The organism is Micromonospora sp. MH99 (assembly GCF_021442385.1).
Taxonomy (GTDB): Bacteria; Actinomycetota; Actinomycetes; order Mycobacteriales; family Micromonosporaceae; genus Micromonospora.
Genome location: NZ_MUZA01000045.1, coordinates 1 through 18,413, shown reverse-complemented (window position 1 = coordinate 18,413; position 18,413 = coordinate 1). Strand labels below are relative to the sequence as shown.

The 18,413-nt window shown below is 73.3% G+C and carries 17 protein-coding genes, 2 tRNA genes and 2 pseudogenes; 11 read left to right on the top strand and 10 right to left on the bottom strand.

The window, feature by feature from the left end; all coding sequences use genetic code 11:
- Positions 1-12: 12 nt before the first annotated feature.
- From B0E54_RS21715 to B0E54_RS21705, 3 genes are all read left to right on the top strand, one after another.
- Positions 13-86: transfer RNA gene (locus tag B0E54_RS21715), tRNA-Met, on the top strand.
- Positions 87-234: 148 nt separating this feature from the next.
- Positions 235-311 (top strand) — tRNA-Met (locus tag B0E54_RS21710).
- 210 nt (positions 312-521) lie between these two features.
- Complete coding sequence (locus tag B0E54_RS21705) at positions 522-773, top strand: hypothetical protein (protein WP_089019121.1); 252 nt, start codon at positions 522-524, stop codon at positions 771-773.
- A gap of 98 nt (positions 774-871) precedes the next feature.
- Here the strand turns inward: B0E54_RS21705 and B0E54_RS21700 are convergent, their stop codons facing one another.
- Positions 872-2,203 carry an extracellular solute-binding protein gene (locus B0E54_RS21700; RefSeq protein ID WP_234587644.1) on the bottom strand — a complete coding sequence of 444 codons (1,332 nt, stop codon included), beginning with the start codon at positions 2,201-2,203 and terminating at the stop codon, positions 872-874.
- 146 nt (positions 2,204-2,349) lie between these two features.
- On the opposite strand from B0E54_RS21700, the gene B0E54_RS21695 reads away from it, so the two are divergent.
- Complete coding sequence (locus tag B0E54_RS21695; RefSeq protein ID WP_234587642.1) at positions 2,350-3,183, top strand: phosphoribosylaminoimidazolesuccinocarboxamide synthase; 834 nt, start codon at positions 2,350-2,352, stop codon at positions 3,181-3,183.
- A 544-nt stretch (positions 3,184-3,727) separates the two neighbouring features.
- Here B0E54_RS21695 and glpK read toward each other — a convergent pair.
- Positions 3,728-5,212, bottom strand: a complete 1,485-nt coding sequence (gene glpK / locus B0E54_RS21690; protein ID WP_234587640.1) for a glycerol kinase GlpK — start codon at positions 5,210-5,212, stop codon at positions 3,728-3,730.
- A 77-nt stretch (positions 5,213-5,289) separates the two neighbouring features.
- Here glpK and B0E54_RS21685 point away from each other — a divergent pair, with 77 nt between their 5' ends.
- Positions 5,290-6,228: a ribose-phosphate pyrophosphokinase gene (locus B0E54_RS21685; RefSeq protein WP_234587638.1), complete on the top strand. Its 939-nt coding sequence runs from the start codon at positions 5,290-5,292 to the stop codon at positions 6,226-6,228.
- Positions 6,229-6,251: 23 nt separating this feature from the next.
- On the opposite strand, the gene B0E54_RS21680 is transcribed toward B0E54_RS21685, so the two are convergent.
- Positions 6,252-6,707, bottom strand: a complete 456-nt coding sequence (locus tag B0E54_RS21680; RefSeq protein ID WP_234587636.1) for an ATP-binding protein — start codon at positions 6,705-6,707, stop codon at positions 6,252-6,254.
- Between the two features lie 118 nt (positions 6,708-6,825).
- Here B0E54_RS21680 and macS point away from each other — a divergent pair, with 118 nt between their 5' ends.
- Complete coding sequence (macS, locus tag B0E54_RS21675; RefSeq protein ID WP_234587635.1) at positions 6,826-7,947, top strand: MacS family sensor histidine kinase; 1,122 nt, start codon at positions 6,826-6,828, stop codon at positions 7,945-7,947.
- Between the two features lie 14 nt (positions 7,948-7,961).
- Positions 7,962-8,609 carry a response regulator transcription factor gene (locus B0E54_RS21670; protein WP_234587696.1) on the top strand — a complete coding sequence of 216 codons (648 nt, stop codon included), beginning with the start codon at positions 7,962-7,964 and terminating at the stop codon, positions 8,607-8,609.
- A 5-nt stretch (positions 8,610-8,614) separates the two neighbouring features.
- On the opposite strand, the gene B0E54_RS21665 is transcribed toward B0E54_RS21670, so the two are convergent.
- From B0E54_RS21665 to B0E54_RS21655, 3 genes are all read right to left on the bottom strand, one after another.
- On the bottom strand, positions 8,615-9,187 hold the full coding sequence (locus tag B0E54_RS21665; protein WP_234587634.1) for a DUF5709 domain-containing protein: 573 nt from the start codon (positions 9,185-9,187) through the stop codon (positions 8,615-8,617).
- Between the two features lie 88 nt (positions 9,188-9,275).
- Complete coding sequence (locus B0E54_RS21660; protein ID WP_234587633.1) at positions 9,276-10,082, bottom strand: ATP-binding protein; 807 nt, start codon at positions 10,080-10,082, stop codon at positions 9,276-9,278.
- Positions 10,082-11,077 (bottom strand): SDR family oxidoreductase, encoded by a 996-nt coding sequence (locus B0E54_RS21655; RefSeq protein ID WP_234587632.1) that lies wholly within the window; start codon positions 11,075-11,077, stop codon positions 10,082-10,084. Before B0E54_RS21655 ends, B0E54_RS21660 begins: the two co-directional genes overlap by 1 nt.
- A gap of 229 nt (positions 11,078-11,306) precedes the next feature.
- Between B0E54_RS21655 and B0E54_RS21650 the strand changes: the two genes are divergently transcribed.
- Positions 11,307-12,506, top strand: a complete 1,200-nt coding sequence (locus B0E54_RS21650; RefSeq protein ID WP_234587631.1) for a glycosyltransferase — start codon at positions 11,307-11,309, stop codon at positions 12,504-12,506.
- Here the strand turns inward: B0E54_RS21650 and B0E54_RS21645 are convergent.
- From B0E54_RS21645 to aroA, 4 genes and pseudogenes are all read right to left on the bottom strand, one after another.
- A pseudogene (locus B0E54_RS21645) lies at positions 12,464-13,389 on the bottom strand (hypothetical protein). The gene B0E54_RS21650 and the pseudogene B0E54_RS21645 overlap by 43 nt on opposite strands.
- 59 nt (positions 13,390-13,448) lie before the next feature.
- Positions 13,449-14,267, bottom strand: a complete 819-nt coding sequence (gene hisN / locus B0E54_RS21640; protein WP_234587630.1) for a histidinol-phosphatase — start codon at positions 14,265-14,267, stop codon at positions 13,449-13,451.
- 28 nt (positions 14,268-14,295) lie between these two features.
- Positions 14,296-15,438, bottom strand: a complete 1,143-nt coding sequence (gene rsgA, locus B0E54_RS21635; protein WP_374109298.1) for a ribosome small subunit-dependent GTPase A — start codon at positions 15,436-15,438, stop codon at positions 14,296-14,298.
- A gap of 6 nt (positions 15,439-15,444) precedes the next feature.
- A complete protein-coding gene (aroA, locus tag B0E54_RS21630) occupies positions 15,445-16,743 on the bottom strand; it encodes a 3-phosphoshikimate 1-carboxyvinyltransferase (protein ID WP_234587629.1) in 1,299 nt (432 codons plus the stop codon).
- Between the two features lie 102 nt (positions 16,744-16,845).
- Between aroA and B0E54_RS21625 the strand changes: the two genes are divergently transcribed.
- From B0E54_RS21625 to B0E54_RS21615, 3 genes and pseudogenes are all read left to right on the top strand, one after another.
- Entirely contained in the window at positions 16,846-17,556 is a 711-nt protein-coding gene (locus B0E54_RS21625) for an SOS response-associated peptidase (protein WP_234587628.1), read from the top strand.
- 197 nt (positions 17,557-17,753) lie between these two features.
- Entirely contained in the window at positions 17,754-18,146 is a 393-nt protein-coding gene (locus B0E54_RS21620) for a WhiB family transcriptional regulator (RefSeq protein ID WP_234587627.1), read from the top strand.
- A gap of 53 nt (positions 18,147-18,199) precedes the next feature.
- Positions 18,200-18,413: pseudogene (locus B0E54_RS21615) on the top strand (alpha/beta hydrolase); the annotation flags it as partial.

Below are 18,413 nucleotides of genomic sequence, written 5' to 3'. Positions count from 1 at the left end.
TTAACGAGCCGACGCGGGGTGGAGCAGCTCGGTAGCTCGCTGGGCTCATAACCCAGAGGTCGCAGGTTCAAATCCTGTCCCCGCTACGACTGAAAGCCCGTCTCCGGATCTCCGGAGGCGGGCTTTCGCCATGTCCGGAGCCCGTTTCCGGAGCCATGTCCGGAGCCCGTGTCCGGGCCGCCGAGGCCCCCGCTGATCATCGTCGGGGCGGATGGGTTAGGGTTAACCAGTCGACGCGGGGTGGAGCAGCTCGGTAGCTCGCTGGGCTCATAACCCAGAGGTCGCAGGTTCAAATCCTGTCCCCGCTACCACGGAAAGTGCACACCGGAACCCGGCCCCAGATCGTGGGGCCGGGTCTTCTGTTTCCCGGCCGAAGGCCGCCCACCACCGGCGCGATGGGTGCGAGGTGCTCGCCGAATCCGATCACCTCTGTGGATTCCGATCTGCTCCGTCCGTCCGAACGGCGTGAATTCGGCGTGGACCGCCGTGCCGAGGTTGCGTCCTTCGGCGAGGATGGGCGCATGTCTTCATTCGGGAAGTGGTGGGGCCGGCTCAGCGCGGTCCTCGGTGCGGTCGTCCTGGCGGTCTTCGTGCCGGTCGCGGCCTGGGCGTCCACGGGGACCGGCGAGTTGGTGGTGGAGGCCGCCCGGCGGCGCTCCCGTGGCGGCGGCTTCGGTTTTCTCGGTCTGCTCTGCTGCCTCGTGGTGGTGGCGATCATCGTGTTCCTGGTGCTGCGTCTGACGCGCAACCGGCGAGGTGGCCCCCCGCGCTGACCGTCGCCCATCCGGGCCGGCCGCCGACGACCACCTGTCGACGACGGCCGGCCGGGCCGGTCGACAGGCGTGGCGGGCGGCGGTGGTCCGCCGGTGGGTCAGGCTGCCAGGGCGGCGTTGGCCTGGGCGAGGAAACGTGAGGTCGCCGCCCGCGTGCCGGTACGCCGGGCGCGGAGGCTCTCCGCCGCGGTGACCAGCAGGGAACGCACCTTGGGGTGGCCCTTCGGCGGTGGCGCGGGAGCCGGCCCCAGCTGGTCGGCGATGCTGGCGCCGAACGCGGCGGCGCGCTTTTGAGCAGGGTCGGTGATGCTGCCCTCGGTGTAGCGGCGCACGGCGAGACTGGCGTTGAGACCACGCTCGTGGCCGAGGATGGTGCCCGCCTCCCCGTTCGTGGTCAGGAAGTTGATCACGTCGGCCACCGCGTCCGGGTGGCGGGTGCCCCGGAACCCCGCCCAGTACATCGACGCCCGCGCCCACTGGGCGCCCGGCGGGCCGGGGAAGCCCACCACACCCAACTCGGAATCGCTGAGTCGTTGCATCTCCGGCAGTTGGTGGGACCAGGCGAAGGACGCGGCGGTCAACCCGGTGACCACCAACTGCCGGGCCGGCTCCCCGCTGTCGGCCTGCTCGACGAGGGCCGCGCCCGGCGTGGCCCGCCCGGTGCGGGCGCGCTGCCACAGCTCGAACCAGGCGATCAGCTCCTCGGCGCCGAAGCCGAGCTGCCGTCCGCGGTAGAACTCGCCGCCCTGGGACCGCAGCCAGAGCCAGAGGGCGCGGTAGTCGCCGGACGCGTCCATCGTGCCGGCCACCTGGCCGTCGCTCGCTTCGGTGACCTGTTGCGCCCAGGCGATGTAGTCCGCCCAGGGCATCCCGCCGCGCGGCTCCGGCACCCGCAGCTCGCGCAGCAGGTCACGGTTGAAGACCACGGCCGCGAGAGTCTGCCCGGCGGCCACCGCCATCGTCCGCCCGTCCACGGTGCCGTAGCGGATCAGACCCTCCGGCAGGCCACGCAGGTCCAGTCGGTTGTCGGCGGTCGCTTCGGTGAGGTCGAGGGCGATCTGGCGTTCGCTGTACTCGGTCAGCATGGCGTCGTCGAGCTGGATCAGGTCCGGAACGTTGCCGCCGGCCGCCTGGGTGGCCAACCGCTCGTAGTAGCCGTCGGCGCCCTGCCAGGTGACCCGGAAGCTGACCTGCGGGTTGCGCTGCGAATACAGCCGGAGGGCCTTCTCGGTCAACTCGGCCCGCCTCGCCCCGCCCCACCAGAAGACCGACAGCTCGATCGGCCCGTCCTGGGTCGAGGTGTCGGCGCCATCGCTGCATCCGGCCAGCCCACCGGTGGCCAGCAGAGGTGCGCCGAGTAGCGCGGTGAGCACTCGGCGTCGGCCCGGGTCGGCGCCGAAGCGGGCGATCGGGGGACGGGCAACGGGCACGAGGTCTCCTGGCACGTACGGACGGGTCGGACCATTCACGCAGGCGGCGCAGGAGGGTGTCAACGTCCGTCCGGTCACCCGGCAGCCCGCGGGTGGTATGGGTGGCCGGAACGGGCCCGTCGTCGTCGCGTGGTGTACTAGGGCGCGTGGAACTTCTGCACTCGGGCAAGGTTCGGGACGTGTACGCCGACGGCGACGACCTGATTCTGGTCGCCTCGGACCGCATCTCGATCTACGACGTGCCCCTCCCGACACCGATTCCGGACAAGGGTCGGCTGCTCACTGCCCTCTCGCTGTGGTGGTTCGAGCAGCTCGCCGACCTGGTGCCGAACCACGTCATCTCGGCCACCGACGTGCCGGCCGAGTTCGCCGGGCGGGCCATCCGCTGCCAGCGGCTGGACATGGTCCCGGTCGAGTGCGTCGCCCGGGGTTACCTCACCGGCGGCGGCCTGCGGGAGTACGAGCGCACCGGCGCGGTCTCCGGCGTACCGCTGCCGCGCGGGCTCGTCGAGGCGTCGATCCTGCCCGAGCCGATCTTCACGCCGTCGAGCAAGGCGCCGGCCGGCGAGCACGACGAGCCGATCACGTACGCCGACGTGGTGGACAAGGTGGGCGACGAGACCGCCGAACGGCTGCGACAGATCACCATCGACGTCTACCGGCGCGGTGCCGAGCTGGCCGCCGACCGGGGCATCCTGATCGCCGACACCAAGATCGAGCTGGGCTGGGCGCCGGACGGCACCCTGGTGCTCGCCGACGAGCTGCTCACCTCCGACTCGTCGCGGTTCTGGCCGGCCGAGTCGTACCAGCCGGGCCGGGTGCAGTTCTCCTACGACAAGCAGTACGTGCGGGACTGGGCCACCGGCAGCGGTTGGAACAAGCTGCCTCCGGCGCCGGACGTGCCCGCCGAGGTCGTCGAGGCGACGCGCGCCCGCTACGTCGAGGTCTACGAGAAGCTCACCGGCAACCGCTGGAGCTGAGCGGGTCGCCAGGTCTCTCGGTCCGCCAGGTCTCTCGGTCCGCCAGGTCTCTCGGTCCGCCAGGTCTCTCGGTCCGCCGGGTCGCCCGCTGCGCCGGGTTGCGCGCTGCGCCGGGTTGCTCCGTTTCGCTGGGTTGCTCCGTTTCGCCGGGTCGCTCGCTGGGCCGGGGCACCACTGTGCGTCCTTTGCTCTGCTTCAACCGGCGCAACACTCAGGGCACCTTTCTGTTGCCTCCGCTGAAGCAGAGCAAAGGACGCGCACGTGGGTGCTTGGCCGGGCACGCTTGGCTGGGACGGTTGGCCGGTCCGGCACCGGGCTTACGGCGCTCCAGCCGGGCGTCCGCCCAGGGCGGACTTCAGCCGGGCGTCCGCGCGCCGCTTCGCCCGGGCGTCCGCCCAGGGCGGACTTCAGCCGGGCGTCCGCGCGCCGCTTCGCCCGGGTGTCCGCGCGCCGCTTCGCCCGGGTGTCCGCGCGCCGCTTCGTCCGGGTGTCCGCGCGCCGCTTCAGCCGGGCGCCTGCGCGGCGCTTCACCTGGTCGCCTCTGTCACTCCACCCAGTCGAGCGTGCGCTGCACGGCCTTGCGCCACTGGCGCAGCTCGCTGTCGCGTAGCTCCGGTGCCATCGTCGACTCCCACTGCGCGTCGGAGCGCCACTGCGCGCGCAGGGTGGCCAGGTCCGGCCAGAAGCCCACCGCCAGGCCGGCCGCGTACGCCGCGCCGAGGCAGGTGGTCTCGGTGATCCGGGAGCGGACCACCGGCACGTCGAGCACGTCGGCGAGGAACTGCATGAGCAGGCCGTTGGCGGTCATCCCGCCGTCCACCCGGAGTCGGCGCAGCGCCACGTCGGAATCGGCGTTCATCGCGTCGACCACCTCGCGGGTCTGCCACGCCGACGCCTCCAGCACCGCCCGGGCCAGGTGCCCCTTGGTGATGTAGCCGGTCAGCCCGGCGATCACGCCGCGCGCGTCGCTGCGCCAGTGCGGGGCGAAGAGCCCGGAGAACGCCGGCACTACGTAACAGCCGCCGTTGTCGTCCACGGTGCGGGCCAGGTCCTCCACCTCCGCGGCGCTGGAGATCAGCCCGAGGTTGTCGCGCAGCCACTGCACCAGCGAGCCGGTGACGGCGATGGCGCCCTCCAGGGCGTACGCCGGAGGTTGGCCCTTGATCTGGTACGCGACGGTGGTGAGCAGGCCGTGGGTGGAGGGCACCGGGCTGGCGCCCGTGTTGAGCAGCAGGAAGCTGCCGGTGCCGTAGGTGCACTTCGCCTCGCCCGGCTGGAAGCAGGTCTGCCCGAACAGGGCGGCCTGCTGGTCGCCGAGCGCGCTGGCCACCGGCACGCCGGCGAGCACGCCGGTGGCGGTGCCGTACACCTCGGCGGAGCAGCGGATCTCCGGGAGCATCGCCGCCGGCACGCCCAGCGCGTCCAGCAGTTCCGGATCCCAGTCGAGGGTGGCGAGGTCCATCAGCATGGTCCGGCTGGCGTTGGTCACGTCGGTGACGTGCTCGCCGGTGAGTTTCCAGATCAGCCAGCTGTCCATCGTGCCGAAGAGCACCTCGCCCCGCTCGGCGCGCTCGCGCAGGCCGTCGACCTCGTCGAGCAGCCAGCGCAGCTTCGGGCCGGCGAAGTAGGTGGCCAGCGGCAGGCCGGTGCGGGCCCGCAAGCGCTCCTCGCCGTACGCCGAGGCCAGCTCGCGCAGCAGCGGCCCGGTGCGGGTGTCCTGCCAGACGATGGCGTTGGCCACCGGGCGGCCGGTGGCCCGGTCCCAGACGACTGTGGTCTCCCGCTGGTTGGTGATGCCCACGGCGGCGAGCCCGGCCGCGTCGGTGCCGGCGGCCCGCAGCGCCTCGGCGACCACCTGCTGGACGTTGTCCCAGATCTCCTCGGCGTCGTGCTCCACCCAGCCGGGCCGGGGGAAGATCTGCCGGTGCTCGCGCTGGGCCGAGGCGACGATGTCCCCGGCGGAGTCGAAGACGATGCACCGCGAGGAGGTGGTGCCCTGGTCGATGGCGGCGACGTACTCGGTCCTCACGGCAGCACCGTACCCAAACCGGCGGCGCGGAGCGACAGACGTCACGTTGGCCGGGGCTTCGCCTACGATGTGCGAACGTGCGCGACATCGCCGTTTTCAGTGGAACCGCCCATCCCGACCTGGCTGCCGAGATCTGCGCCCACCTGGGGGTGCCGCTGCATCCGGTGCGGGTCTCCCGGTTCGCCAACGACTGCCTGGAAGTGCAGTTGCAGGCCAACTGCCGGGAGCGGGACGTCTTCCTGATCCAGCCGCTGGTCCCCCCGGTGCAGGAGAACCTCGTCGAGCTGCTGCTGATGATCGACGCGGCGCGGGGCGCGTCCGCCGGCCGGATCACCGTGGTGCTGCCGCACTACGCGTACGCCCGCTCGGACAAGAAGGACGCGCCGCGCATCTCGATCGGGGCCCGGCTCGTCGCCGACCTGCTCACCTCGGCGGGTGCGGACCGGGTACTCGCGATGACCCTGCACTCGCCGCAGGTGCACGGCTTCTTCAGCGTCCCAGTCGATCATCTGCACGCGCTGCGCGAGCTGGCCACCCACTTCCGGCGCTACGACCTCAGCAACACGGTGGTGGTCTCGCCGGACCTGGGCAACGCCAAGGAGGCCGCCGCCTTCGCCCGGCTGCTCGGCACGCCGGTGGCGGCCGGTGCGAAGCAGCGGTTCAGCGACGACCTGGTCAAGATCAGTGCCGTGATCGGCGAGGTCGCCGACCGGGACGTCATCGTGCTGGACGACGAGATCGCCAAGGGCAGCACCGTGGTCGAGCTGATGGAGCACCTGCGCGGCCTGAAGGTGCGCTCGATCCGGCTGGCCTGCACGCACGGCCTGTTCTCCGGCGACGCGCTGCGGCGGCTCAGCGACCAGGACGGCGTGTTGGAGATCGTCTGCACCAACACCGTCCCCATCCCGGCCGAGAAGCGGGTCGGGAAACTCCAGGTCCTCTCGGTGGCTCCCGCCCTGGCCGAGGCCATGCGCCGGATTCACAACGGGGAGTCGGTCTCGGCCCTGTTCGGGTGAGCCCGCTAGCGCCCGGCCCGGTCTCAGCGCTTGGTGCGGTCGGTGGCGGCGAGGGTGGCGGCGATGCGGACGGTGGTGCCGGCGGCGCTGGTGGCGATCTCCATGGCGTCGGTCAGCTCCCGGGCCAGCCAGAGACCCCACCCGCCCGCGGTGTCCGGGGCGGGACGGCTCCGGTCGCCAAGCCGCTGCGGGGTGATGCCCTGGCCGTGGTCCGCCACCTCGCAGAACAGCGCGCCGGGCTCCCGCCAGAGCCGCAGCCACCCGCGCCCGCCGCCGTGCCGCACGGCGTTGGTGATCAACTCGTTGACCGCCAGCACGAAGTCGTCCAGCCGTTGGCCGTCGAGGCCGGAGGCGTGCGCGCAGGAGGTGACCGAGTGTCGAATCTCGGTCACCTGGGCCTGCTCGAAGGCCTCGGCGATCAGGAGGGAGGGTTCGATGGGCACAACCGTACGCGGTGCGTGCGGATCTGCATTCGTCATGGCCCGTCCCGACAGCGGATCTCGGAGTATTTCGCGGCTTTTCAACCGTACGTCAGGGTTCCTTGATGTGCACTCCGTGGCCCCGCGCCGCCGGCCCCGCTGTGGCATCCTGACCGCCATGCCGTCGCCGTCGGGTGGTTTCGAGGTGCCGCTCTGGCGGGCGCTCACGGTGTTCCGGGTCACCTCCCTCCTGTACGTCTGCGCGCTCGCCGTACGCGACGCCGACCGGTACGACCACCCGTTCGCCGTCGGCGCCCTGGTCCTGGCGATGATCCTCTGGACCGCCGTGACAGCCGTCGGGTACGCCCGCTCCGCCTGGCGCCGCTGGCCGCTGCTGCTGGCAGACCTCGGGGTGGTGGTCGCCATCGTGCTGTCCACCCCCTGGGTGATCGGACGGGAGGCGCTCGCCCACGGCGTACCCACCCTGGGGGTTGCCTGGATGGCCGGCCCGGTGCTGGCCTGGGCGGTCTCCGGCGGCCGGCGGCGGGGCACGGTGGCCGCGCTGCTGGTCGCCGGCGCGGACGTGGCCACCCGGGAACGGATCAGCCAGTCCTCCTTCACCGGAGTGATCCTGCTGCTGCTCGCCGGGGTGGTGGTCGGCCACGTCGCCCGGCTCGCCGTGGCCGCCGAGGAACGCCTGCAACACGCGGTGGAGTTGGAGGCGGCCACCCGGGAGCGGGAACGACTGGCACGCGACATCCACGACTCGGTGCTCCAGGTGCTGGCGCTGGTGCAGCGGCGCGGCGCGCACCTGCCCGGCGAGGCCGGCGAACTGGCCCGGCTCGCCGGTGAGCAGGAGGCCGCGCTGCGGGCGCTGATCGCCGGCACCGCACCGGCCGACGCCGGGGCGGAAGCGGTGGACCTGCGCGGTCTGCTCGGCCGGTACGCGTCGGCGGCGGTGTCGGTCTCGGCCCCCGCCACCCCGGTGGCCCTGCCCCGGCAGGTGGCCGGCGAGTTGGCGGCCGCGGCCGGCGCGGCCCTGGACAACGTGGGCCGCCACGCCGGCGGGCGGGCCTGGGTGTTGATCGAGGACGAGGGGGAGACCGTGACCGTGTCGATCCGGGACGAGGGGCCGGGCATCCCGGCCGGCCGGCTGGTCGAGGCCGCGGCGCAGGGACGGCTCGGCGTGGCCCAGTCGATCCGTGGCCGGGTGACCGACCTCGGGGGTACGGTCCGGATCATGTCGACCCCCGACGCGGGCACCGAGATCGAGCTGATCGTGCCGAGGACGCAGCGGTGACGGCCGTGCGGGTGATGGTGGTCGACGACCATCCGATGTGGCGCGAGGGCGTGGCCCGCGACCTCGCCGAGGCTGGTTTCCTGGTGGTGGCGACCAGCGGCGAGGGGCGACAGGCGATCCGGGTGGCCGCCGCCGCCCGCCCCGACGTGGTGGTCCTCGACCTGCAACTACCGGACATCTCCGGGGTCGAGGTGGTCGTCGGGCTGCGCGCCGCGCTGCCCGAGGTCCGGGTGCTGATGCTCAGCGCCAGCGGCGAGGAGCAGAGCGTGCTCGACGCGGTCAAGGCGGGCGCCACCGGCTACCTGGTGAAGTCGACGGCGCCCGCCGCGTTCCTCGACGCGGTCCGCCGCACCGCCGCCGGTGACCCGGTCTTCACGCCCGGCCTGGCGGGGTTGGTGCTGGGGGAGTACCGGCGGATGGCCGCCGGGCCGGGGCAGGACGCGACCGGGGACGCGGAGCCGGGAACGCCCCGCCTCACCGACCGGGAAACCGAGGTGCTGCGCCTGGTGGCCAAGGGAATGTCGTACAAGCAGATCGCGCAGCGGCTCGGCCTGTCCCACCGGACGGTGCAGAACCACGTCCAGAACACGCTCGGCAAGCTGCAACTGCACAACCGGGTCGAGTTGACCCGTTACGCGATCGAGCGTGGCCTGGACGACTGATCGGCTCAGACCGAGCGCGGCGGCTCGGTCTCGTGGATGGCCAGCTCCTCCGCGGTCGCCCCGCCGCCAGCCGACCCGGCGTCGTACGCCACGGAGTCGGTCTCCTGGTCGGTGTGCGCTCCCTCGTCCGGTTCCACGAGCCGGCCCACCGTGGCGTCGGCGACCGTGCCGAGCTGGCCGTGGTCGTAGAGGGAGACCGGCGAGTTGGGATCCGACGTCGGCCCCGGGTCCATCACGTCGGCGTCCAACTGGGCCTCGGCCGCGGCTTCCAGGTTGTCCGCCTCGAAGGCGATCTTCGGGTCGATCGTCCCGGCCAGCGGGTCGTCCGCCGGACGCTCGTAGACCTCCCGATCGAGCTTGTAGTCCAACGACTCCCCGTCCAGTTGCTCCTCGGCGGTCGTCCCGAAGCGGTCGACGGCCACCGGCGTCCGGTCGCCGGGCAGCTGGGCCGGCTCCGGGCCGTCCGCCTCGCGGCCGGTGAGCACGTCGTCGTTGGCGCTCGAGTCGTCATCGGCGGTGTCGGGCAGCCCCTCCGCCTCGGTGTCGGACACGGGGGTCGGGTACTCGTTGTCGCGCATGTCTGATCACTACCCGCTGCCCTCCCGCCGTAACCGGAGCACCGCCGGTCATGCGGCGGCGAACCGGACACCGGGTGCGGGAAGTCCGTCAGCCCTGCGCTGCCTCGTCGTCCGGGTGCAGCACGCACCAGACGACCTTGCCGTCCGGCACCATGCTGGTGCCCCACCGTCGGGCCACGGTGTCGATCAGCAGCAGACCCCGGCCGCCCACGCGGTTCGGCGGGGACAGACCTTCGAATGTGGGCCGGCGCGACGAGTGGTCCCGAACCGCCAGGTGCAGGGTGTCGTCCTGCGGCGCCAGCCGGACGCTCATCGGGGTCCGGGCGTGCGTGACCACGTTGTTGACCATCTCGGTGACCGCGATCTGCGCCGGCTCGGTCAGGGCCGGCATGCCCCAGCGCACGCAACCGGTGGCGACCAGCTCGCGGGCCTGCCGGGCGGACTCCGGGGTCGGCGGCAGCTCGGCGGTCAGCACCGCCGCCAGCGGGGCCGCCGCGACAGCGGCCAGCGCGGCGTCGAGGGTGGGCCAGGCCGGCACACCCGCCAGGACGGCGTCGGGGCGACCGGGCCCGGAGACCGCCGGGTCGCACAGCAGCAGGTCCGCGGCCGGCCAGTCGGCGATCTCCCGGCGGACCTCGGCGAAGACGCCCCGCCCGGCCGGGTCGGTGACCCGCAACCCGGTCACGTCGGCGACCACCGGGCCGGGCCGGTCGCTGAGCCGTGCCAGCAACGCGTCGTGGACCCGGGGCGCCCCGGCGGTGTCGAGCACCCCGCTCAACCGGATGACCGGGGACGACTCGTCGACCTCCACCCGGCAGCGCTCGTTCACTCCGATGGTCGTTTCGGGGTGCGGCCCGCTGACGTACGGCGCCTGCGGTCGGTCGACGCCTGTCATCAGCGAACCGATCGGGATCGGCGGTTCATGGCCATGGTGCCGACAGCGGTGCCGGCCGCGGCGAGACCGAACGCGGCGGTCATCCGAACCAGCTGACGCCGTCGACCGTGCCAGCCACCGCTGCGGCTGGCCTGCCCGTCGGCGTGGAACACGTTGCCGGTGCTGTCGAGCCGGGCGCCCGGGCCGAACTGGGTGCGGTGGGCGTACCAGCCGAGGGTGCGTTCGACAAGGGCCGGCGCCAGCCGCCACTGCAGGCCGAGCAGCCGTGCGGCGCCACCGGCGTACGCCTCGCGGCGCGGCCGGCGCAGCAGCCGCACGATCGTCTCGGCGACCACCTCCGGCGGGTAGATCGGCGGGGGTGGCACCAGCTCGCGACCGCTGTGGTTGGCCGCGTGCCGGAAGAACGGGGTGTCGATGGTGGCCGGCAGGACGGTGCAGACGGAGATCTGCCCGCGACCGGTCACCCGCAGCTCCTGCCGGACGGTGTCGGCCAGCCCACGGATGCCGTGCTTCGCGGCGTTGTACGCCGACTGGTACGGCATCGCCACCTCGGCCAGCACCGACGCGTTGTTGACCAGCACGCCGCCGCCGGCCGCGCCGAGGTACGGCAGAGCGGCCTTGATGCCGTGCACAGTGCCCAGCAGGTTGACCTCCAGCACGCGCCGGAACTCGGCGACGGGGATCTCGTCGAACAGGCCCACCGCGCTCACCGCGGCGTTGTTCACCCAGGCGTCGATGCGGCCGAATTCGCCCACCGCGCGGTCGGCCAGCCGTTGCACCGACTCCAGATCGGTCACGTCGGTCGGGACGGCCACCGCCCGGCCGCCCAGCTCCCGGCAGCGCTGCGCGACCTGTCGCAACGCGGGCTCGCTGCGGGCGGCGAGCACCACCGCCGCGCCCCGGCGGGCCAGGGCGTACGCGGTGGCCGTGCCGATCCCGCTGGAGGCGCCGGTGATCACCACGGTCGAATCGTCGAGGGTGCGGGTCAGCGGCATTCTGCAGCGGTACCCCCGGTCGGGCCCGGTCATACCAATCGCCGCCCGACGATCATCGGATCCGCCCGGTGCGCCGGGCGAAATCGGGGCTCATGTGCTTGCCGTGACGCAAGTGTCGGTGGCACCTGCGGTGACTGTTCCCGATCTGCCAGGTTTCGGCTCGGGGCTCTGAGGTTAATGGGACGCTCTGACCGGGACCGCCGAGGAAAAGATCGCAGGGAGGTGACCCATGCGCGTCGGCCTCGTCTGCGCGCACACCAGCTCGTACCGGCATGCCGACGGCCCGCCGGTCGGCACCCAACAACACATCGCGCGGGTCGCCGCCGAACTGGCCGGAAGAGGCCACGACGTCCGCATCTACGAACGTCGGGACGACCCTGACCTGCCGGCGACGGCGGACGTCGGCGGCTACCGGGTGCACCGGGTGCCCGTCGGCCCGGCGACCGCCCTGCCCACCGCCGGTCTGATCCCGCACGTCACCGAGTTCGGGCGGTGGCTGACCGACGAGTGGGGCGGCGCCTGGCGCCCCGAGGTGGTGCACGGGCACTACTGGATCGGCGGCCTGGCCGCCGCGCACGCCGTCCGGGAGACCGACATCCCGGTCGTGCAGACCTTCCACTCGCTCGGTGTGGAGCAGCTGCGCCACCTGGGCGGCGAGTACGACGGCCCGGGGGAGCGGATCCCGCTGGAGCGGGCGCTGACCCGGGCGGTGGACATCGCCGTCGCCCAGTGCAACGACGAGGTGGACGAGCTGACCCGGATGGGTCTGCAACGTACCTCCGTGGCGATGGTGCCGGCCGGGGTGGACACCGCGCAGTTCCACCCGGACGGCGAAGCGGCCCCGCGCGAACAGCGGGCCCGGATCCTCTCCGTCGGCGGACTGTCCCCGGGCCACGGCCAGGACGACCTGATCCGGGCGATGCGGCTGGTCGGCGACGCCGAACTGGTGATCGCCGGTGGTCCACCGGCCGGCCAGCTGGCCAACCACGCGGAGGCGCGTCGCCTGCGCGAGCTGGCCGAACGGGCCGGGGTGGCCGAGCAGGTCCGCCTGGTCGGGGCGGTGCCGCACGACCAGATGGCGACCTGGTACCGGTCGGCCGACGTGGTGGCCTGCACGCCGCACTACTCCTCGGCGGGACGGGTCTCCCTGGAGGCCATGGCCTGTGGGGTGCCGGTTGTCGGTTACGCGATGGGCGGCCTGGCGGACGCGGTGGTCGACGAGGTCACCGGCCGTCTGGTGCCCCCCGGTGACGTACGCACGCTCGGGGTCTCCCTGCGCCGGCTGCTCGCCGACAACGCCGGCCGGTTCGCGTACGGGCACGCCGCGGTGGACCGGGTCCGCAGCAGTTACACGTGGGAACGGACCGCCGGCGCCCTGGAACGCCTCTACGAGCGGGTGGTGAGCCGCCGCAAGCCCGTCGAGGCGTGAGCGGGGTGCCGCCGGATGCGCGGGTCGGTCAGACGGACCGGCCCGCGCTGACCATGGCCCGGTCGTGGCGGTGCGCCACCGAACGGTGCTGCTGCGGTTGCGCGTAGCGGGTCAGGCCGATCACGGCGGCCAGGGTGACCAGGAATCCGGCGGCGGCCAGCCACTCGCGACCCGGCCAGATCTTGTCGTTGAGCAGCAGCAGACCGACGATCGCCGCCGGCACCGCTCCGGCGGCGTCCATGGCGGCGACCGCCGCGGTCGTCGAGCCGCGCTGCATGGCCAGCCCGAGCAGCAGTTGGCCGACGATCGAGTGGGCGATCAGCAGGTAGAACAGCGGGTTGGCGAGGAACGCCTCGGCCGACGGCGCGGAGGCCAGCGGCCGGGCCGCGACGGCCGCTGACGAGAACGCCAGCCCGGCCAGCGAGCCCAGGGCCACCGACCCGGGCGCTCCGTGCAGCCGGACGGCGAAGACACCGAGCACCGCGATGACGCCGAGCGCCGCCAGCAGGGCCACCGAGCCGGCGGTGCCGAGCTGCTTCGACGGCGCCGGCCGCGCGGCCAGCACCAGCGCGGTGATCCCGGCGAAGAGCAGGGCCAGCAGGGCCACCTCCGCCGCCGGCATCCGCCACTTCAGCACCAGAACGCCGATGATGGCGGTCACCCCGAGCCCGGCCGCCACGCTCGCCTGCACCAGGAACAGGGGCAGGTCCCGTCGGGCCAGGAAGGCGAGCACGAACCCGCCGATCTGGCAGCACAGCCCCACCAGGTACGTCCGGTGCCCGGCCAGGCGCAGCAGCAGACCCGGATCGAAGGTGTGGTGCACTGTGGTGCGCGCCGCAGCCACCGACTGGAGCAGGTTGGCGAAGCCGTACGCGACGATCATCGCCGCGAGGAAGCACCAGCCGGAGGAGACCACCTGGCGAGGATAGAGGTTGCCGGGGGTCAGCGCTCGGCTGGTCGATCCAGCCGGGCGAGGATGTCGGCGTGCAGTACACCGTTGGTGGCGACCACGCTGCTCTCGGTGCCCGGCCCGCCGGTGGGGGACTGTCGACCGCCCAGATCCGTGACCGTGCCACCCGCTTCCGTGATGATCGGTACCAGCGCCGCCACGTCCCACAGCGACAACTCCGGCTCGGCCATCACGTCCAGTGCGCCCTCGGCCAACAACATGTAGCCGTAGAAGTCGCCGTACGCTCGGCTGCGCCAACCGGCCCGCAGCAGGTCGAGCATCGCGTCGAGTCGCCCGGCGTCCTCCCACCCGGTCAGCGACGAGTAGCAGACGCTCGCGTCGGCGACCTCGCGCACCGCCGACACCCCGATCCGGTCGCCGGCTGCCGGACCCGGCCCGGCGTACGCGCCCGCGCCGGCGCTCGCCCACCAGCGTCGGCCCAACGCCGGCGCCGACACCACGCCGACGGCCGGCCGGTCGCCGTCGTACAGCGCGATCAGGCTGGCCCAGATCGGCACGCCACGGACGAAGTTCTTGGTGCCGTCGATCGGGTCGACGATCCACCGCCGGCCGTTCGGATCGGTGGACGGCTCGGCGCCGTACTCCTCGCCGAGCAGCCCGTCGGCGGGCCGGTGTTCGGCCAGCAGGGCGCGGATCTCCCGCTCCACTGCGGTGTCCGCGTCGGAGACCGGGGTCAGGTCGGGCTTCGTCTCCACCCGCAGGTCGAGCGCCCGGAACCGGGCCATGGCGATGGCGTCGGCCCGGTCGGCGAGCAGGTGGGCGAGGGCGAGGTCGTCGGCGTACCCGGTCATGCCGGCAACCTAGCCGACGCCTCGCGGGTCACTCGTCGGGCCCGCGCCGGTCACCCTCGCCGGGCCCGCGCTGGTCGCTGTCGCCGCGCGCGTCACCGTCGCCGGCACGCGAGGCGAGCAACCGGCGGTACGACGCCAGCCGGCGCGGGTCGGCCTTGCCGGCGGCCACCCAGGCGTCCAGCGCGCAGTCGGTCTCGTCGGCCGTGTGCTGACAGTTGGGCGGGCAGTCGACGGTGCCCTCGACGAGGTCCGGGAAGCCGTGCAGCAGGCTGTCGGCGGAGACGTGCGCCAGCCCGAAGCTGCGGATCCCGGGGGTGTCGATGATCCAGCCCGGGTCGGTGTCGACGCCCGGCACAGGTGGCAGCCGCAGCGCCACCGCGCTTGTCGAGGTGTGCCGGCCCCGGCCGATCGCGCTGACCACGCCTACCGCGCGCAGCGCCTCCGGGACGAGGCGGTTGACGAGCGTCGACTTGCCCACCCCGGAGTGCCCGACCAGCACCGACACCTTGCCGCTCAGCAGCGCGCGGAGCGCGGCGAGGTCGGAGTCCGGGCGGTTGAGCACGTACGGCAGCTCCAGCTCGGTGTAGTAGCCGAGCACCTCCTCCGGCCCGGCCAGGTCGGCCTTCGTGAGGCAGAGCAGCGGCTCGACGTCCGCGTCGTACGCGGCCACCAGGCAGCGGTCGATGAACCCGGTCCGCGGCGGCGGGTCGGCCAGGGCGCTGACGATCACCAACTGGTCGGCGTTGGCCACCACCACCCGTTCCAGCCGGCCCTCGGCGGTGGTCTCGTCGTCGTCGGCGGTGCGACGTAGCACCGAGCGGCGCTCGGCGATCCGGACGATCCGGGCGAGAGCGCCCTGGGCGCCGGAGGTGTCGCCGACCAGGCTGACGCGGTCACCCACGACCACCGACTTGCGGCCCAGCTCCCGGGCCCGCATCGCGGTCACCGTGGGCAGCTCGGCCCCCACCACGCCGCGTTCGGCCCCGGCCAGCACGCACTGGTAGCGCCCCCGGTCCACGGCGATGACGAAGCCGTCCACCGCGTCGGTGTGCTGCGGGCGGGTGCGCGTACGCGGGCGCGACGACTTTCCGGGTCGGACCCGTACGTCGTCCTCGTCGTACTCCCGCCGTTTGGTCGCCAGGACCTGTCCTCTTCTCGCGTCAGCTCTCAGTGAGCGTCACTTTCCGGTCACCATCGCTGACCATAGTGCCGGGAACTCGGGCATGGTCTTGGAGGTACACCCCACGTCGTCCACCTCGATGCCGGGGACGGCGAGCCCGGCCACCGCGGCGGCGTGGGCCATCCGGTGGTCGTGGTAGGTGCGGAAGACGCCACCGCGCAGCGGGCGCGGCCGGATCTCCAACCCGTCCGGCGTCTCGGTGATGTCGGCCCCGAGCCCGCCGAACTCCCGCGCGAGCGCGGCGAGCCGGTCGGTCTCGTGGCCCCGGATGTGCCCGACGCCGGTGAAGACCGACGGCGAGTCGGCGAGCATGGCCAGCGCGGTCAGCACGAGGGTCAGCTCGCCGACGTCGGACAGGTCGGCGGTCAGACCGTGCACCACGCCGGTGCCGCGGACGGTCAGCCCGTTGGTGGAGAGGGTGACCTCGCCGCCCATCCGCTGGAGCAGCGACCGGAGCTGCTCGACCGGCTGGGCGCTGCTGTGCGGCCAGCCCTGCAGGGTCACCTCGCCGCCGGTGACCAGGGCCGCGGCGAAGAACGGCACGGCGCCGGAGAGGTCTGGCTCGATCTCCCAGCCGCGCCCGGTGAGCGGGCCGGGCTCGACGGCCCAGACGTCGGGGGTGCTGTCGTCGACCGCCGCGCCGGCGGCCCGCAGCATCCGCACCGTCATCCGCAGGTGGGGCGCGGAGGGCACCGGCGCACCGACGTGGCGCACCACGAGGCCCCGGTCGAAGCGCGGGGCGGCCAGCAGCAGGCCGGAGACCAACTGGCTGGACGCGGACGCGTCGATCACCACCTCGCCGCCGGTGACCCCACCGGTGCCGAGCACTGTCAGCGGGAGGCTGCCCGTGCCGGTGACGTCGATCCGCACGCCCAGCGAGCGCAGTGCGTCGACAAGCGGGCCGAGCGGCCGGGTGCGGACGTACGGGTCGCCGTCGAAGGTGACCTGCCCGTCGGTCAGCCCCGCCACCGGTGGCAGGAACCGCATCACGGTGCCGGCCAGCCCCACGTCGACGTGGGCGGGGCCGACCAGCGGGTGCGGCCGGACCAGCCAACGTTCGTCGTCGTTGATCGACACGTGCGTGCCCATCGCGCGCAGGCCGGCGGCCATCAGCTCGGTGTCCCGCGCGCGCAGCGGCTCGGCCAGGGTCGACGGCCCGGCGGCCACGGCGCTGAGCACCAGGGCGCGGGCGGTCATCGACTTGGAGCCGGGCAGGCGCAGTGTCGCTGCCACCGGGTCGGACGCGGTCGGTGCGCTCCACGGCTGTGGCGGCCGGGTCGCGGTCAGATTCCCCACGGTTACATTCTGCCGTGTCGGCCGGTGGGTGACGCCGACCGGCGGTCGTACTCCCGGTTGGCGGGACAGCAGGCAGGGCCCCCGACGGGTTAGCGTGAGCGCATGTGCGGCAGGTACGCGACGACCCGTGGTTCCGGTGAGTTGAGCGCGCTGTTCGAGTCGGCCGACGACACCGACGGCGCGATCCGGCCGGATCACAACGTCGCGCCCACCGACCGCGTGCCGCTGGTCCGGCTCACCCCGCACGGGCACCGCAGCCTCTGCGTCGCCCGCTGGGGCTTTCTGCCGCACTGGTCCCGGTCCGCCGCGGGCGCGGCCCGCATGATCAACGCGCGGGCCGAGACGGTGGCCACCAGCCGGGCGTACGCCGGGGCGTTCGCCCGCCGCCGCTGCCTGGTGCCGGCCGACGGCTGGTACGAGTGGGTCCGCCAGCCCGACGGCCGCCGGCAGGCGTACTTCATGACCCCGGCCGACGGCTCGGTGCTCGCCCTGGCCGGCATCTGGTCGGTCTGGGAGTCCGGGGCCGAGAGCCGGCTCACCTTCAGCGTGCTGACCACCGCGGCGCTCGGCGAGCTGGCCGAGGTGCACGACCGGATGCCGGTGCTGCTGCCGCCCGATCGGTGGTCGTCCTGGTTGGGGCCGTGCGACGAGCCCGACCGCCTGCTCGTGCCCGCGTCGTCCGATCGGCTGGCCGGGTTGGAGATCCGCCCGGTCGGGCCGGCGGTGGGCGACGTCCGCAACGACGGCCCGGAGTTGACCGCCCGAGTGTCCGTCCCGCCGCAGCCGGTCCCATCGGAGCTGACTCTGTTCTGAAAATGACAGGCATCGTCGAGCACCGATTTGCCAGGGTTCTGCTCGATTCGTCGCCTGGCCGTTCAGCCATGTTCTCCGTAAGCCCTTGTCTCGGTGTCCGGAAGTGCGATACAACACAGCGCCGGTAGTGGCTGTCGATTCGCACGGGGCGGACGACATCCACCGATCTTGCCGGTCCCACGGGGGAGGTGGGTGGAATGACACGGGCGCGTATGCCCCGTCCGCACGAGGTGGCTGCGGCACGGAGAGATCCGCGGCTGCTGCGGGCCTTGCGAGAACGCCGACAGGACGACGCGTGGCGCACCAGAGGGACGTGCCAGAACGTCGATCCGGAGACGTTTTTTCCGGCACCGAACGAACCGGCGGATGCCGCCGTCGCGCTGTGCCGCAGTTGTGACGTGCAGGGTTCCTGCCTGGCCTGGGCGCTGGAGGTCGGCGACTGCCACGGCGTGTGGGGCGCGACCACACCCCGCGAGCGGCGGGCGATGCTTGTCGCCTGGCGCGGCGAGGTCGAGCCCGATCCGGACGCGGCCGACGACGCCGGCCCTCCGGTCCGCGACCGTCTGCTCACCCTGGTGCCGCTGAGCTGACCGCCGGGAGTGAACCATCCCGCTGACCGGCGAGGTCGGCGCAGAATGGGTCGGTGCTGCCCAGCGAAGAGATCGACACGCCCCGCGGCCCGGCGCGGATCGACACCGACCTGCCGGCCCGGCCGGCCGCCGCCCTGCTGGTGCTCGGGCACGGGGCGGGCGGCAGCGTGGACGCGCCCGACCTGCTCGCGGTGCGGGACTCGGCGGTCGGGGCCGGCCTGGCGGTGATCCGGGTGACCCAGCCCTACCGGGTCGCCGGCCGTCGCG